27 protein-coding genes are annotated in these 12,305 nt (G+C 40.6%); 9 read left to right on the top strand and 18 right to left on the bottom strand.

The window, feature by feature from the left end:
- Positions 1-73: 73 nt before the first annotated feature.
- From LU290_RS03395 to LU290_RS03320, 16 genes are all read right to left on the bottom strand, one after another.
- Positions 74-445, bottom strand: a complete 372-nt coding sequence (locus tag LU290_RS03395) for an antiterminator Q family protein (protein ID WP_277809155.1) — start codon at positions 443-445, stop codon at positions 74-76.
- Entirely contained in the window at positions 445-789 is a 345-nt protein-coding gene (locus LU290_RS03390; RefSeq protein ID WP_277809154.1) for a restriction endonuclease subunit S, read from the bottom strand. Before LU290_RS03390 ends, LU290_RS03395 begins: the two co-directional genes overlap by 1 nt.
- 5 nt (positions 790-794) lie before the next feature.
- Entirely contained in the window at positions 795-2,150 is a 1,356-nt protein-coding gene (locus tag LU290_RS03385) for an N-6 DNA methylase (RefSeq protein ID WP_277809153.1), read from the bottom strand.
- Between the two features lie 38 nt (positions 2,151-2,188).
- Entirely contained in the window at positions 2,189-2,527 is a 339-nt protein-coding gene (locus LU290_RS03380; RefSeq protein WP_277809152.1) for a dATP/dGTP diphosphohydrolase domain-containing protein, read from the bottom strand.
- Positions 2,528-2,612: 85 nt separating this feature from the next.
- Positions 2,613-3,080, bottom strand: coding sequence for a hypothetical protein (locus LU290_RS03375; protein ID WP_277809151.1), 468 nt, complete (start codon positions 3,078-3,080; stop codon positions 2,613-2,615).
- Positions 3,064-3,333, bottom strand: a complete 270-nt coding sequence (locus tag LU290_RS03370) for a hypothetical protein (RefSeq protein ID WP_277809150.1) — start codon at positions 3,331-3,333, stop codon at positions 3,064-3,066. Before LU290_RS03370 ends, LU290_RS03375 begins: the two co-directional genes overlap by 17 nt.
- On the bottom strand, positions 3,330-3,788 hold the full coding sequence (locus LU290_RS03365; protein ID WP_277809149.1) for a hypothetical protein: 459 nt from the start codon (positions 3,786-3,788) through the stop codon (positions 3,330-3,332). The genes LU290_RS03370 and LU290_RS03365 overlap by 4 nt, the downstream gene beginning before the upstream one ends.
- On the bottom strand, positions 3,785-3,943 hold the full coding sequence (locus tag LU290_RS03360; RefSeq protein WP_277809148.1) for a hypothetical protein: 159 nt from the start codon (positions 3,941-3,943) through the stop codon (positions 3,785-3,787). Before LU290_RS03360 ends, LU290_RS03365 begins: the two co-directional genes overlap by 4 nt.
- Positions 3,940-4,176 carry a hypothetical protein gene (locus LU290_RS03355; protein WP_277809147.1) on the bottom strand — a complete coding sequence of 79 codons (237 nt, stop codon included), beginning with the start codon at positions 4,174-4,176 and terminating at the stop codon, positions 3,940-3,942. Before LU290_RS03355 ends, LU290_RS03360 begins: the two co-directional genes overlap by 4 nt.
- On the bottom strand, positions 4,173-4,589 hold the full coding sequence (locus LU290_RS03350; RefSeq protein WP_277809146.1) for a hypothetical protein: 417 nt from the start codon (positions 4,587-4,589) through the stop codon (positions 4,173-4,175). The genes LU290_RS03355 and LU290_RS03350 overlap by 4 nt, the downstream gene beginning before the upstream one ends.
- Positions 4,586-5,230 (bottom strand): hypothetical protein, encoded by a 645-nt coding sequence (locus LU290_RS03345; RefSeq protein ID WP_277809145.1) that lies wholly within the window; start codon positions 5,228-5,230, stop codon positions 4,586-4,588. Before LU290_RS03345 ends, LU290_RS03350 begins: the two co-directional genes overlap by 4 nt.
- Positions 5,223-6,191: a replication protein gene (locus LU290_RS03340; RefSeq protein WP_277809144.1), complete on the bottom strand. Its 969-nt coding sequence runs from the start codon at positions 6,189-6,191 to the stop codon at positions 5,223-5,225. Before LU290_RS03340 ends, LU290_RS03345 begins: the two co-directional genes overlap by 8 nt.
- The gene (locus LU290_RS03335) at positions 6,188-6,667 is read right to left on the bottom strand and encodes an HNH endonuclease (RefSeq protein WP_277809143.1); all 480 of its coding nucleotides are present in this window, start codon (positions 6,665-6,667) and stop codon (positions 6,188-6,190) included. The genes LU290_RS03340 and LU290_RS03335 overlap by 4 nt, the downstream gene beginning before the upstream one ends.
- Positions 6,664-7,017 (bottom strand): hypothetical protein, encoded by a 354-nt coding sequence (locus LU290_RS03330; protein WP_277809142.1) that lies wholly within the window; start codon positions 7,015-7,017, stop codon positions 6,664-6,666. Before LU290_RS03330 ends, LU290_RS03335 begins: the two co-directional genes overlap by 4 nt.
- Positions 7,014-7,253 carry a helix-turn-helix domain-containing protein gene (locus tag LU290_RS03325; protein ID WP_277809141.1) on the bottom strand — a complete coding sequence of 80 codons (240 nt, stop codon included), beginning with the start codon at positions 7,251-7,253 and terminating at the stop codon, positions 7,014-7,016. The genes LU290_RS03330 and LU290_RS03325 overlap by 4 nt, the downstream gene beginning before the upstream one ends.
- A 55-nt stretch (positions 7,254-7,308) precedes the next feature.
- On the bottom strand, positions 7,309-7,494 hold the full coding sequence (locus tag LU290_RS03320; RefSeq protein ID WP_277809140.1) for a transcriptional regulator: 186 nt from the start codon (positions 7,492-7,494) through the stop codon (positions 7,309-7,311).
- Between the two features lie 174 nt (positions 7,495-7,668).
- Between LU290_RS03320 and LU290_RS03315 the strand changes: the two genes are divergently transcribed.
- Positions 7,669-8,343, top strand: coding sequence for a LexA family protein (locus LU290_RS03315; protein ID WP_277809139.1), 675 nt, complete (start codon positions 7,669-7,671; stop codon positions 8,341-8,343).
- A gap of 139 nt (positions 8,344-8,482) precedes the next feature.
- Positions 8,483-9,544, top strand: a complete 1,062-nt coding sequence (locus tag LU290_RS03310) for a hypothetical protein (protein WP_277809138.1) — start codon at positions 8,483-8,485, stop codon at positions 9,542-9,544.
- A 25-nt stretch (positions 9,545-9,569) separates the two neighbouring features.
- Here the strand turns inward: LU290_RS03310 and LU290_RS03305 are convergent, their stop codons facing one another.
- Positions 9,570-9,851, bottom strand: coding sequence for an addiction module antidote protein (locus LU290_RS03305; protein WP_277809137.1), 282 nt, complete (start codon positions 9,849-9,851; stop codon positions 9,570-9,572).
- Entirely contained in the window at positions 9,829-10,149 is a 321-nt protein-coding gene (locus tag LU290_RS03300) for a type II toxin-antitoxin system RelE/ParE family toxin (protein WP_277809136.1), read from the bottom strand. Before LU290_RS03300 ends, LU290_RS03305 begins: the two co-directional genes overlap by 23 nt.
- A 285-nt stretch (positions 10,150-10,434) precedes the next feature.
- Here LU290_RS03300 and LU290_RS03295 point away from each other — a divergent pair, with 285 nt between their 5' ends.
- From LU290_RS03295 to LU290_RS03265, 7 genes are all read left to right on the top strand, one after another.
- Positions 10,435-10,683: a hypothetical protein gene (locus tag LU290_RS03295; RefSeq protein ID WP_277809135.1), complete on the top strand. Its 249-nt coding sequence runs from the start codon at positions 10,435-10,437 to the stop codon at positions 10,681-10,683.
- A gap of 113 nt (positions 10,684-10,796) precedes the next feature.
- Positions 10,797-11,120, top strand: a complete 324-nt coding sequence (locus tag LU290_RS03290; protein WP_277809134.1) for a hypothetical protein — start codon at positions 10,797-10,799, stop codon at positions 11,118-11,120.
- Positions 11,108-11,251, top strand: a complete 144-nt coding sequence (locus LU290_RS03285; RefSeq protein WP_277809133.1) for a hypothetical protein — start codon at positions 11,108-11,110, stop codon at positions 11,249-11,251. The genes LU290_RS03290 and LU290_RS03285 overlap by 13 nt, the downstream gene beginning before the upstream one ends.
- Complete coding sequence (locus LU290_RS03280; RefSeq protein WP_277809132.1) at positions 11,248-11,811, top strand: HNH endonuclease; 564 nt, start codon at positions 11,248-11,250, stop codon at positions 11,809-11,811. The genes LU290_RS03285 and LU290_RS03280 overlap by 4 nt, the downstream gene beginning before the upstream one ends.
- Positions 11,792-11,926 (top strand): hypothetical protein, encoded by a 135-nt coding sequence (locus tag LU290_RS03275; protein ID WP_277809131.1) that lies wholly within the window; start codon positions 11,792-11,794, stop codon positions 11,924-11,926. Before LU290_RS03280 ends, LU290_RS03275 begins: the two co-directional genes overlap by 20 nt.
- Positions 11,919-12,170, top strand: a complete 252-nt coding sequence (locus tag LU290_RS03270) for a hypothetical protein (RefSeq protein ID WP_277809130.1) — start codon at positions 11,919-11,921, stop codon at positions 12,168-12,170. Before LU290_RS03275 ends, LU290_RS03270 begins: the two co-directional genes overlap by 8 nt.
- Positions 12,167-12,304: a hypothetical protein gene (locus tag LU290_RS03265; RefSeq protein ID WP_277809129.1), complete on the top strand. Its 138-nt coding sequence runs from the start codon at positions 12,167-12,169 to the stop codon at positions 12,302-12,304. Before LU290_RS03270 ends, LU290_RS03265 begins: the two co-directional genes overlap by 4 nt.
- Position 12,305: the final 1 nt, after the last annotated feature.

The following is a 12,305-nucleotide window of genomic DNA, read 5'->3' as shown; positions in this document are numbered from 1 at the left end:
GGGAAAATTGTTATGGTATCATCTATATAATACGACCACCATAACATAAATATAGCATTTTCTGATTAATCAGTCAAGGGGGTAATCCTAAATAACCTGCCAAATAGTGCCTTGTATTATCAATCATCTTTAAAATGTGATTAAATTTTTGCCCTTTTACCTGCTCAATAGCCCGAACGGTCATACCATCACACTTATTAAGCACTAAAAGCTCAACGCCATCAGGCATAAAAACAGCTGTCTCACACAACACACGATTAACCGCCAGCGCCTCATCGTCTGTGATGCAGCAATATCTGACAGTTTTTGGCGTGGGGCGAACTGACTGCATGAGATGATAAATTTGGTTCGTTTCAAGGCGGCTTGGCATGACCCTACCCTGTTTGTAGCACCACGCTCCGAACTGTTCCAGCCATTCGTTAAGGGTGTATTTATGCCAGTTCATTATTCATCTCCGAACAATTTTATAATCTCGCCAATTCTTTTTTGTATATTTTTGCAAGTGTGAATTGGCAAATTAAAATACTGTAATTCTTCCGACCTAAGATTTAGCCCTTGTACTCGCTGATTAAAAAAGCGTGGAAAGAATTTTTGTATTACCGCATATAAATAATCAGCGTTTATTTTGGGCAAAATTACCGCATAATGGCTTTCTATTTCTCGTGGTTTATCAAGCATTACAATTTGCCCACGAGTTGCCGATATTTGAATGGTAATTGTGCCTTTGGGGTAAATTTTGCCTTTGGTTGGGCGTAACTCAATATCAGCCACTTGCGTTAAATTCATCATCTGTATCATGCAAACATTTTCGCCATAAAAAATTGTTTCATATTTTGCAAAATTTCAATTTGCTTTTTTTTTGCGGTCATCAAACTATCAAGCTCAGCCAATTCACTTTCGTCAAATAGCATATCTTGATAATTGGCAGGGGTTAGATTTTGCAATTTTTTAATGACTGCGGTTTTTATTTGTCGTGGTGCTAGGGCTTGGGCTAGGATTTTTTTAGCTTCTTCAAACTCCAACACTTCTTGTGTTGTGCCGTTAAGCTGTAAACCATTCATCATCTGCAAAAGCGTTTGGGTGCTTTTGTCTAATGATTGTGTAATCTCCAAAAGCTCTTTGGCTTCTTGCAAGAAATTTGGAATAACAGCAGGTTCGCTTTTATCCACATATCTTGGCAAATTTAAATTATAACCATTGGATTTAATGTCTTGCGGTGTAATAATATTTGCCAATTTGTCAATAAATTTACGCTCGTTAATGGCTTGAATAACGGTTTTAATGTGCGTTTCATTCATTACATTGTTATTCTTTGCTTTTTCAAACAAATCATCAGCGTTCATCATTAGCACATTTTGTCTGTCTCGGCTCTTTTTAAAATTTAAAATCGCCACAGGAATATCGGTTGCCAAAAATAGCTTATTGGGCAGTCCAATAACAGCGTCCAAATGATTGTTATCAATCAATGATTGGCGGATTTTGCCTTCTGCATTGCCCCGAAACAAAACACCGTGGGGCAAAATATAACTTGCCGTGCCTGTGTCTTTTAAATGATATAAGCCGTGTAAGACAAACGCATAATCCGCCTTGCTTTTTGGCGGTAAGGGATAGCCATTAAATCGCACATCGTCTTTGGGTTGCCAAATCAGAGAATAAGGCGGGTTGCTAATTACACAATCTACCTTTAAATTTGTCCAATCCAATGCCACTTTTTCAATATCGCTAAATTGCCCATTTTTGGTTAATTTATAAGTAGCAAATGTTTCGCCTGTCAGTACATCACAATTTCTTACTTCGGCGTTAATACCACGCACCGACAAATTAAATAACAAAATAGCAATAGCTTCTTTGGAATATTCTTCAAGATAAAATGTGGCGTTGGGATTAAACGACCATTTGGCAATGGTCAAAGCCCCTGTACCACAGCAAACATCAAGCACACTTTGGGCGGTGGGGCAAAGATGAGCCAAGATTTGACAAATGCTTGATGGTGTATAGTCCTGTTTTAAGTTTGACCGCTCGGCAAAATTTTCTTGAAATTCCGCCAAAAAACAATCTTGTGTTAAATCTGGATTAGTGGCAAGATACCGCTCAAATACTTCTAGGCGTTTTGATTTATCAAATAACAGCTCCATTAAATTTTCTGTCATTTGATAATTCCATTTTAAATTTAGAATTTCGGTTATTTTCATTTATATTCCCCATCAAACCACATCAAAAACATCAAACAGCACACCGCATGAGCAAGGTGCGGCAATCCGCTTTCACTATCTACCGTCTCGCCTGCCCACCACGCATTTAAATGACGATGGCAGGCGTTAAAATACCGCTCACGGGCGTTTGGCACATGACGCCAGTTATTCGCTCCATATTTGCCCGCTCCAAACTCCAAAACTGCCACCACTTGCCAAAGGGCTTGATGTGGCATTAGGCTAAATCTTGGCTTGTTTTGGTCGTGTTTTTGTCCCTCTTTTGTAAAATTGCCAAGTGCAACGCCACCGATGGTGGTTGGCTTGGTATCAATCATTATAGAATTCATCTAACTCATCTCTTTGAATAAAACAAAACCACAAACAACGCAAATGTCGAGAAAAATAAAGCAATCATTGGATTTATCTCACCCATTTCAAATCCTCTGGTACTGGCAATGTCACGCCTTGTAAGTACGCCCATTGCTCTATGTTGTTTAAATATTCGGTAAACTGTTTCGTATTTACCCTGCTACTTCTGATGCCGTCTGCGACATTTCTTGCTAGCCGTTCATAATGTGCTGGCGGCAAGCTGTTTTTGGCGACTTTTAGACTTTCTATCGTATCCAGCATCTCGCCGTCATCTCTTGCCAAAATCAGTGCCAAAAATTTGCGTTTTAAATACAAGTGCATCTCATCGTCCGACCAGCCCTTTTTCTCCGCCAGGATATGCACCCATTGCCAGTAAAGGCGGTTTTGGGCTTGGCTTCTGGTTTCGTCTTTGTCTGTGATATAGACATTGACAATCTCGCCTGCTTGCTTTCTTGTTAGAATCTCAGCGACGCAGTTTGACAAGATGCCATCATTGATGATTCTAAAACGCTGTCTCATTGCCCATCTCCAACGCCCCATTCACAAACGCCCACTTCTCCAAAAACCATTCTTTCGCTTCATCTCTGCTCATCTGCCAATACTGGTCTAGCCACTGATGACAGGATAGGCAAAGGGGAATTGTGTAGCTATCATCTGCCTTTTTGCCCATACCCTTGCCAAATTCCTGCCAATTAGCATGACAAGCTTGGGACGGTGGCGGTGCTTGGCAACGGATGCAGGGTAGCTGTCGGATTGTGGTTAAGCGTCTCACTTAATATCCAATTTGCCATTCGCCCAGTGCAGTTGATAGTCAACTTCTACTTTTTTCTTGAAAATAACAGCGTGTTTTTTGACATCTTGCCAATACATCTCGCCCGTCGCCCAATGTTTAATCGCCCATTCGTCATTTTCAAATTCAGACAAAACCTGCAACATTGCGTCATAAAACAATAAATCATCAGCATAGCGTGCCATTTTCATTGCCTTATGTTCTGCTACGACCATTACGGGAATTGCATAGGTCAAACCATCTGGCATATCTACATAAATACGCTTGTCATTTAACGGCGTATCAAAATAATCGAAAATTTCATCAACAATGACGCTGTCGTGATACATTGCAAAAATTGCAAGTTCAGCATTATCTTCATCAACTGCCTCAACGATTTCAGATAAACGCTCTCTTGTGCGGTCATTGGTATAAAAAGTTACTTTAAATTTTCTCATTTACTTACTCCTAAAGTCCTAAACTCTCTTAAAAACTCACGCCAATTCATTTTTACAGGCATTCCTCCATCTATCTCCACCCACACTTTGCCGTCTTTGTCGGCTTTATTGACTTTGGCGGTTTGTCCTGTCTTTGGGTTGTAGTAGCAAGTCATGCCGCCACCTCAAAATATTTGGCGACTTGGGCGGGGTAATGCGTGTTTTGCACCCAGTCTTTTGCTTTATCAAGGCTATCAAAGACTTTGTGTCCGCCGTCCTTGTACCACACCAGATATTCGCCATCTAAGGCATTGATGTGGTAATCGTGCATCGTGTTGGTGCTTTTGTATTTCGTCCAGCCGTCTTTGGGGATTTGTTGCCAGTGAATTTGCGGGATTTTAAATTTCATCTTTTTCTTCCCCACACAAGCATTACTGCGTCTCTAGCGTGCTGACTTGTCCGACCCTGCCACCCCGTCAAGCGTTTAAAGGTCTCTTTATCAAGTTTGGTGTTGTTGTTTTTAGGTGCAACCAGTTCATAGGCTATGCCATGATAAACACAAAACTCTTCCCAAATCACAGCGTCTCGCTTGACCGACCCTACGCCCTGCAACTTCTCACGACCGCCTGTTACCCATTTGCGTTTGCGTGCGTCCTCAATGTAGATGGTTAATTGATGGTCATGCTCTCGTGCTTGAACTGCGGTAAACCCAACCCACTTCATCGCTTCAATGATTGAGCAGGTTTTTACCTCCACAAGTTCCCCATCATAAGATTTAGCAAAGCCTGTATTTACACCTGGGTCTATACCGATTAAAATCATGCGGTTAGCCCCATCGTCTGTGCATTTTTTGGATTTTTGTACAATCTACCTGTTAAGCCTGCCAAAATTTCTTTTGCTCTGTCGTTAGATACCGCTACATGAGCCTGTGGTGCGTTCTGTGGTGCTTGTAGCGTTACAGGCGGCTCATAGTACTGGCAAGGCTCTCTATCGCTCACAAGGGCTTGTACGATGAACTCGTACTGGTCTTTGAATGCACTGTAAGCGTGGTTTTTGTCATAGTCGCTGTGAATGTCTCTAAACATGTGATAGACCGCATCATAAGCCTGTTTTTGGGCTACGGTAATGCGTGTTTTTGGGTCATCCAGCCACGCCAAAATATTTGCCAATGCCGCATTTTTACCGATGTAGCTGTCAGCGATGGCATCGGAATTGTCAAAGCCATCAAGCCCCTTGCACCACTTGGCAAACATTGCAGGGTCTGGGCAATAACCCATTTCTTGGATTTTGGCTAAGCCTGTGTTAAGTTCGGTTTGGCTAAGCCCTGCCACACAAAACATAAACCCTGCCACCACTTCCTCAGTTGATAGTCCGCCAAAGGTTTTTTCAAATGAGCGAGGTACTATCGCTTTAATCATGGCGGTTAGGTGTTCAACGCTGTTGATTTTGACAAGATTATTCATGGTTTGCTCCTAGTGCGTAAAATTGTGGCGGTAAGTCATTGATAAATACATCTGTGACCGGGTTGGCATTTGCCATTTGCCGCAATTCGTTCATGCGGTTTGGCTGAGAAAAATTATTTTGTGGTTGCTGACGTTGTAAATACCAATCACAATTAAAACCTTTCCAATTCGTTTCGCCAATCCAATAACCAAATAGTTCATCAAGCGAATGGTTTGTTTTTTGCTGAGCCAATACAACTTGATTGATGAATCTATTCCAAGCGGTAACGGATAAATCTTCTCTGGTTCGTTGTTTTTTAATTTTCAAAAAATCAAGCCAAATTTGATTATCCAATTCATCAGGTTTTTCAATACCATTGGGATTTAATCTTAATTCTGATTTTGATTTTTTATCTGATGAATTGTTTTTCTTGGATTTTGAATTATCCAATGTCGTTTGTTTTTCACCATGATTTTTTTGAGTTTGAAAATCTTGGTTCTCGTGCGTGTGTTCATGCGTGCTAACACTCTTGTTTTTAATTCTAGTGTTTTTAAATATATGTATTTCTGTGTGTTCATTTTTTGAACTAGGTTCTTGTTCATTTTTTGAACTAGCTGGTTCATTTTTTGAACTAGTGCATTTGTTATCTTGTTCATTTTTTGAACTAGGTTCTTGTTCATTTTTTGAACAAAAATCATCATTTAGGCGATACTCATTGGACGATTTTTCATTGCCTTTTGCCACGATAATCAACCCCATTTCTAGCAATTCATCAATCGCTTTGCTGATGGTTGCACGATGATTGATGCCAGTGTATTTTTGGATTTGTGTGTAACTGATGCGGTCGGCTTCTTTGTTCCAACCACGAGTTTTGCGGACGATGAGCAGGTAGATTTTGCAGGCATTACCGCTCATCTTGTCTAAGACCTCATCAATTAAGGCGTTTGGCACTTGAAAGCTGTTTGCGATGAATTTGCTCATTTTGCACCACCTAGCAGAGTTTCAAAATAAAAAGTTTTTTCTGTAATTGGTAATTCAACACCAATATCGATGAGTTTCTTAGCGACATTTGGCAGGATTACACCGCAAAGCACAGAATTGGACACAGCCAGCGAAAACCTAAAATACTCCATATCGTTTTTGCCCTTAATGGAATTGCACCGCTTACAAGACGCAATTAGGTTTTCAACATCATTATTTAAAATCTTGGATTGTGGAATAAAATGGTCTATACACATAATTGCCGAACTTTCCAAACTCATACCACAATAAGCACATTTTTCATGATGAGCTTTCCATAGTTCATATCTAAACTCTTTTGTAAATACGACCGAACCCTTTTCCCATTTTTTAATAATATCTTTAGGTTTCATTTGTGATATAACGGTGTTATCCCTTGCTTGATTTGGGTGCGTCATCTCTTGCTCGGTCGCCCATGCCATTGCTTTAAAACTCATCTTGATAACTCCATCACTCGCACTTGCTTGGTTGTTGTGGTTGTTTTAACAACATCTGTTAATTTGAGACCATACTGCTCTTTAATCGCTCGTTTGACCTGCGTCATCATCTGCGCACTATGCCCGCATTGCACTGAAAATCTGCTGTAAGTCAAGCCCTCATTGCGTATTCTATTGACGATGGCGTCCGCTTTTTTGCGCACCTTTGCGTCTATTGCTGGTTTTGCTTTGTGTTTGGGTGCGACATGCTCAAAATCTTGTAGCACGGTCGGCTTATTGTGTTTTAGCCATTCTTCGACCGCTTCGTCAGCTTGTCGTTTTGGGCGATTGTCTAAAATATCGTCAGTCATGACTTACCCCCCAGCACATACATGGCGTGCGTGCCGTCATCGTTTGAGTTTCGCTGATTGACGGTGCGAATGTTGTAGCCCTGCTGTCGTAGCTCATGTACCACCGCCCCTAGTCGTGTGTGGCGGTAAAGCTGGATACATTCCCACTGGGTGAGCGGTCTGCCTGACAGCAGATGTTCTGTTATCTGCTGTTTCTTGCTTTTTGGCTTGGGTTTTGGTATAGTAGATGTGTTCATTTAACTTGTTCCTAATAAGTTAATCCGAAAATGGACATTTGCCCCCTAGTTACTGCTAGGGGGTTTTTGTTTTTCTTGGTCTTAACATGGCTTTGGTAAATTTACCGCCAGTTAAGCGCTCAATATCCTCTGCGTTGTCTGCACTTACCTTTGATTGATTGTTTAGCCATTGGCTTACCGCTGATTGTGAAATATCCAATGCTTGCGCCAATTTTGCTTGACCACCAAAAAAATCAATCAATTCTCGGATAAGTTTGTTTTTCTTAAATTCAGGCATATTAACTCACTTATCAAAATAATTACAAATTATAAGATAACTCATCAAAAAAATCAACAATAAAATAAGCAAACTTATTTGTTAATATATAAGATTTCTTATATAATAAATCCATAAATTCACTTTTAGGGGTTCGTTATGAGCTTGTCAGACAGATTGAAATCGGCACGCAAAGCCAAGAAATTCAGCCAAGCAGAAGTAGCTGAGCGTATTGATGGTCTTTCTCAATCAGCATATAGTCAGCTTGAAAGTGGAAAGAGTAAAACCACCACAAAAATGATTGAACTGGCAAGATTATTTGGTGTTAATGCTGATTGGCTCGCCACAGGTCAAGGCGAGATGTCCACCAAGCCAAGCATTGATGATTTACGCCAAAAAATGAATGAGATACAAGGTCGGGAAAATGGCGTGGAGCATGCCAATCCTGTTAAGATGTTGCCCATCATCAATGAAGTGCAGGCAGGACATTTTACCGAGATTGGCGATGATGTGTTTGATGAGTACGAACCTGCTCACCACAAGGACGGGGATTATTGGCTTAGGGTCAAGGGCGATAGCATGACCCCTGATTTTAACCAGGGCGATTTGATATTGATAGGCAGAAATAGAGTAGCGGTAACGGGCAATTATGTTGTGGCACTGGTGGCAGATGACCCCAAAGCCACCTTTAAAAAATACCGTGAATGCTTTGATGGCGACAAGCCCTATCATCAGCTTATCGCCCTAAATGAGTTTTACCCTACCATTGATAGCCGTGCCAAGGCGTTTGAAGTGATTGGCGTGGTGTTGGAACATAAAAGGGTGTTAGTGTAACATGGGAAGCGAGAGATTTTATAATGTGGCGGTCAATGAATTATCTGCATACTTACAAATGGCAAAAAATGAAAACATCCAAATCATTGGCTGGGTGTGGAATTGGTCTAGTTTGATGGTATGGTGATGGAGAAATTGGATGGAAAAAATTGTTATTTCTAATGAAGAAAGTGCAATTGCATTACTTGACAGAATTATAAAAAATCCAAAAACTATTGATTTCTCCAATATCAAAATTGAGGGTTGGGATGATTTTGTTATTCATATTCATGGTGAAAAGTTTGATAATAGCATCACACCATCCGTCATGCGTGGTATAATATCTCTACAGCAGGCGATTTATGAAGCGTATGCGATTGCCAGATACCAAGATAAAAATATCAATCGCTTAACACATGAAGAAAAATCAAGGCTGGAACTGACAGTTGTAGTAACACAAGGGTCATCTATACTATCCATAGATGTCAATGAAATAGCAAGCAATGCATTAGAGCAGGCATTAACAAAAATGAGTTCCGAGCAAGTTTTAGGCATTATCATCTTTGCCATAGTATTATACTTTGGCAAAACAATATGGGTACGCCATATTGAAAAAGCTCAAAATGACAAAGCCGCCGAAGAAGAAACTTCACGGCAAAAGATACTGGCTGATGCCATGATTGAGCAAACCAAGATATTATCCCAAAGTAATGAAACAACCATTAAAACCCTACAAAAGTTTGCTGAAATCCACCCACAAGCTCAGCAAATTCAAGACAGAGCATACGAGACACGAAATAAGTTAATCAGAAGTTTAAAATATGCTGATAGAGCTGAAATCAACCAATCAGTTGCCATTACAGGAGATGCAGCGGAGTTTTATACCACAAGAACAATGGATGAGTGGACGCCTATTCGCATGGATGGTGCATATCGGGTATTGAATGTTAATTCATCAAATACCAGACAAAGAAAAGTAACCTTGCGTAATTTAAGCACAGGAAATCAGCTCACCGCCAGCTTAGAAGATGGCAATATCAAAAAGGAACACTTGGAGTTTCTTGGGGTTGCTGAATGGAATTTACACCCCGCCCATCTAAAAATTAAGGCAAAAATGAAAGGCGATGAAATCAAAGATGCACAGATTATTGACATTGATAAGGTAGATAGAAGCATTATATTTGATGATGAGCAGGACGAAATAGAAAAAAGCCCTGAATAAATCAGAGCTTTTTACCGACTGGGAATTATGCTGGTTGCACGGTCAATCTAAGCCCCAATGCCTGCACCACCTTAGCGATGGTATCAAATTTTGGGCTACCGTCGGTATTTAGTGCCTTATACAGACTTTCTCTATTTAATCCTGTTTGCTGGGCAACTTGGGTCATGCTACGAGCTTTTGCCACCGTGCCTAATGCTTCTAAAAAAGCATTCATGTCATTTTCTTCAAGCACCACCGCCAAATAATCCGCAATGGCTTGTTCGTCTTGTAGATAATCAATGACATCAAATTTCGTCAGTTGCTTCATCGTTCAACTCCACTGTTTTTGAAAGCTCAATCGCTTTAATAATATCTTGTTTTTGTGTAGATTTGTCGCCACCGCCTAGCATGACAATGATGGTTGAGCCTTTTTGTATATAATACATACGAAAACCACCACCAAAAAACTCTCTCATCTCCCACACGCCATCACCCACAGGCTTAATGTCGCCAAAATTGCCTTGTTCGACTTTTTGCAAACGCCTAATTAGTCGCATTCGGCTTTTACCATCTTTTAGACCGCCAAGCCAATCAATAAATTCATCTGTTTGCAATATCTGATACATAGATAAACACTCTTATTTTTGGTTAATTGTAGCTTATAGGCTACATATTGTCAACACCTTATCAAATAAAAAACCTGCTACCCTTCGGGGTGGCAGGTTTTTTTGCTTTGTGGGGATATTATAGCAGGTTTTTTAATTTTCTTGTAAAAAAATAATCTTACTTATCAATGATTTATAAGCAAATTTATTATTTTTGATGAATTTGCTTATTTTTTTATTGACATAAAATATAAGTTTGCTTATAATACACCCATCAACAGCAAACAACCCTAAAAGGAGCAACCCATGAAACACGCATTATTCGCCAAACTGACCAAAGCCGCAAACTTCGATGCGGTCTATGAGCTGGTACAAAACAACTGCACAATCGCTGATGAATACAACCCAGCAGCTGACTACTTAAAACACCTAAGAGTGCAATACATCAAGCAAGCGATGGCAGGCACAACCGCTGACGCACTAGCCACCGCAAAACAAAGAGCTTGCCAAATGATGGGCGGTACAGACAGACAACAAATGATGATGTTTGCCTAAGTCAGAAAGTTTACCAATTTTGCCAAATTCTTGTGAGTTTGGCAATGTGGGTAAACCCCAAAAAAACAAGGCATATCAGTTGCAAGTGTCGGATTAACTTTTGGAGTAAAACCATGATACTAGATGAAGTAGTCATCAAAGGGCAGCAAGGCTCATTCATCGTCTATGCTGATGAAGATGATGAGCGATATTGTGAATTTGGCTTTGAGTTTGAAGTGGATTATCAGCCCGAAGAGTACGAATACCACGGCGGATTTAAGGCGGTGTATGCTCGTGAAAGCTATGAATTATCAAGCCTTCACAGCATTATCATCACAGATTCTGACTGGCGACCCACCCCAATGCAGATGCGACAGATTGAGAATGAATTAAGAGAATTTGTTGCGGAATATGTGGTGACGGAATTTAAAAAGGAGAAAACATCATGCGTTATGTAATCGGTTGGGCGCTACTCACACTTGTGATGTGGGCTTTCATGTCGCTCATGCTAATGGCATGGGACAAAGAGTACGAGATAGAACGAGAGCGCATCGCTGAATATAAAGCATCTTTGGAGGCTAAACGATGATTATTGATACAACAACCGTGCAAATGACGGCTGGCGAAAAGCTCTTAAAAGAGCTTGGCACTTGGAGGCGAGATGCCAAAAAATTTGGGCAGACTTCTTTGTATGACCTGTTGTCCGAGACGGTAACCTTTATCAAAAAGTGCGAAAAAGCCCTAAGCGATGAAGGCAAAACGGTCAAGGAAGGCTTTACTTGGAATGTGGCGGATAAGGCATTTAGCGACTTCATTCGTAGGCGTGCAAATTACTGCTGTGAGCGATGCGGCAAACAATACGAGCCAAATTCTAACAGCCTGCAATGCAGCCACCACTTCTCACGGCGTTACTACAACATTCGCTATGAGCCAGACAACGCCCTTGCCCTATGCTATCACTGCCATGTGTATTGGTATCAAAAAGACATTCCAGAGGCGGCAAGATGGCTTGAAAGTAAAATCGGCAAAGACAAGATTGACCGCTTAATTAGCCTAAAAAACCAAAAACAAGCCAAGCACACCCAAAGCGAGCTTGAAGAGATTGCTAAAAAATACCAAGGAGAAAACCATGCCACAATACAATGCTGAACAAATGGCGCAGCTTACCGCCCTTTATTTAGAAGCCTTGCAAAAAATTGCACAGTTGGAATTTATTAACAGATTGCAGCATGAAGAACTGATGGAGCTACGGAATCATGCTTAGCCAAAAACACATACAAAAGCAAGAGCTGGCACGGCTTTACAAAGAAAACAAGGAGCTGTGGCAGTGCTACCATGCAAACATTGCCACCATCAATGACTTAAATGTCAAAGTTGGCATTCTAGCAAAAGAAAACCAACGCTTTGTTAAGTTGTTTACTGGCTTTCATAAAGTTGTGATGAGCGGTGATGACAAGCTCATCGCCCAATTTATCAAAATTTATCGTCAAAATGGAGAGACAAGATGAGTTTAAGTAACGATGCTTATTTAGACTGGCAAGAACAAGCGTTTAGCGATGAAGAAAAAGCCTTGTTTGAGCAAGAAATGGCGGATTATTTTTATCAGCTTGAACATGAATTTGGATTACCTTGGGAGGAATGAA

The sequence above is a fragment of the Moraxella nasibovis genome (assembly GCF_029581575.1).
Classification (GTDB): Bacteria; Pseudomonadota; Gammaproteobacteria; order Pseudomonadales; family Moraxellaceae; genus Moraxella; species Moraxella nasibovis.
Note: the sequence above shows the minus strand (reverse complement) of the source record. Positions and strands in the feature narration are given on the sequence as shown.

Bases quoted from the DNA above. Each gene is read 5' to 3' on its own strand.
- LU290_RS03395 (WP_277809155.1), bottom strand. From the start codon at position 445: ATGAACTGGCATAAATACACCCTTAACGAATGGCTGGAACAGTTCGGA.
- LU290_RS03390 (WP_277809154.1), bottom strand. From the start codon at position 789: ATGATGAATTTAACGCAAGTGGCTGATATTGAGTTACGCCCAACCAAA.
- LU290_RS03385 (WP_277809153.1), bottom strand. From the start codon at position 2,150: ATGACAGAAAATTTAATGGAGCTGTTATTTGATAAATCAAAACGCCTA.
- LU290_RS03380 (WP_277809152.1), bottom strand. From the start codon at position 2,527: ATGATTGATACCAAGCCAACCACCATCGGTGGCGTTGCACTTGGCAAT.
- LU290_RS03375 (WP_277809151.1), bottom strand. From the start codon at position 3,080: ATGAGACAGCGTTTTAGAATCATCAATGATGGCATCTTGTCAAACTGC.
- LU290_RS03365 (WP_277809149.1), bottom strand. From the start codon at position 3,788: ATGAGAAAATTTAAAGTAACTTTTTATACCAATGACCGCACAAGAGAG.
- LU290_RS03360 (WP_277809148.1), bottom strand. From the start codon at position 3,943: ATGACTTGCTACTACAACCCAAAGACAGGACAAACCGCCAAAGTCAAT.
- LU290_RS03355 (WP_277809147.1), bottom strand. From the start codon at position 4,176: ATGAAATTTAAAATCCCGCAAATTCACTGGCAACAAATCCCCAAAGAC.
- LU290_RS03350 (WP_277809146.1), bottom strand. From the start codon at position 4,589: ATGATTTTAATCGGTATAGACCCAGGTGTAAATACAGGCTTTGCTAAA.
- LU290_RS03345 (WP_277809145.1), bottom strand. From the start codon at position 5,230: ATGAATAATCTTGTCAAAATCAACAGCGTTGAACACCTAACCGCCATG.
- LU290_RS03340 (WP_277809144.1), bottom strand. From the start codon at position 6,191: ATGAGCAAATTCATCGCAAACAGCTTTCAAGTGCCAAACGCCTTAATT.
- LU290_RS03335 (WP_277809143.1), bottom strand. From the start codon at position 6,667: ATGAGTTTTAAAGCAATGGCATGGGCGACCGAGCAAGAGATGACGCAC.
- LU290_RS03330 (WP_277809142.1), bottom strand. From the start codon at position 7,017: ATGACTGACGATATTTTAGACAATCGCCCAAAACGACAAGCTGACGAA.
- LU290_RS03325 (WP_277809141.1), bottom strand. From the start codon at position 7,253: ATGAACACATCTACTATACCAAAACCCAAGCCAAAAAGCAAGAAACAG.
- LU290_RS03315 (WP_277809139.1), top strand. From the start codon at position 7,669: ATGAGCTTGTCAGACAGATTGAAATCGGCACGCAAAGCCAAGAAATTC.
- LU290_RS03310 (WP_277809138.1), top strand. From the start codon at position 8,483: ATGGAAAAAATTGTTATTTCTAATGAAGAAAGTGCAATTGCATTACTT.
- LU290_RS03305 (WP_277809137.1), bottom strand. From the start codon at position 9,851: ATGAAGCAACTGACGAAATTTGATGTCATTGATTATCTACAAGACGAA.
- LU290_RS03300 (WP_277809136.1), bottom strand. From the start codon at position 10,149: ATGTATCAGATATTGCAAACAGATGAATTTATTGATTGGCTTGGCGGT.
- LU290_RS03295 (WP_277809135.1), top strand. From the start codon at position 10,435: ATGAAACACGCATTATTCGCCAAACTGACCAAAGCCGCAAACTTCGAT.
- LU290_RS03290 (WP_277809134.1), top strand. From the start codon at position 10,797: ATGATACTAGATGAAGTAGTCATCAAAGGGCAGCAAGGCTCATTCATC.
- LU290_RS03285 (WP_277809133.1), top strand. From the start codon at position 11,108: ATGCGTTATGTAATCGGTTGGGCGCTACTCACACTTGTGATGTGGGCT.
- LU290_RS03280 (WP_277809132.1), top strand. From the start codon at position 11,248: ATGATTATTGATACAACAACCGTGCAAATGACGGCTGGCGAAAAGCTC.
- LU290_RS03275 (WP_277809131.1), top strand. From the start codon at position 11,792: ATGCCACAATACAATGCTGAACAAATGGCGCAGCTTACCGCCCTTTAT.
- LU290_RS03270 (WP_277809130.1), top strand. From the start codon at position 11,919: ATGCTTAGCCAAAAACACATACAAAAGCAAGAGCTGGCACGGCTTTAC.
- LU290_RS03265 (WP_277809129.1), top strand. From the start codon at position 12,167: ATGAGTTTAAGTAACGATGCTTATTTAGACTGGCAAGAACAAGCGTTT.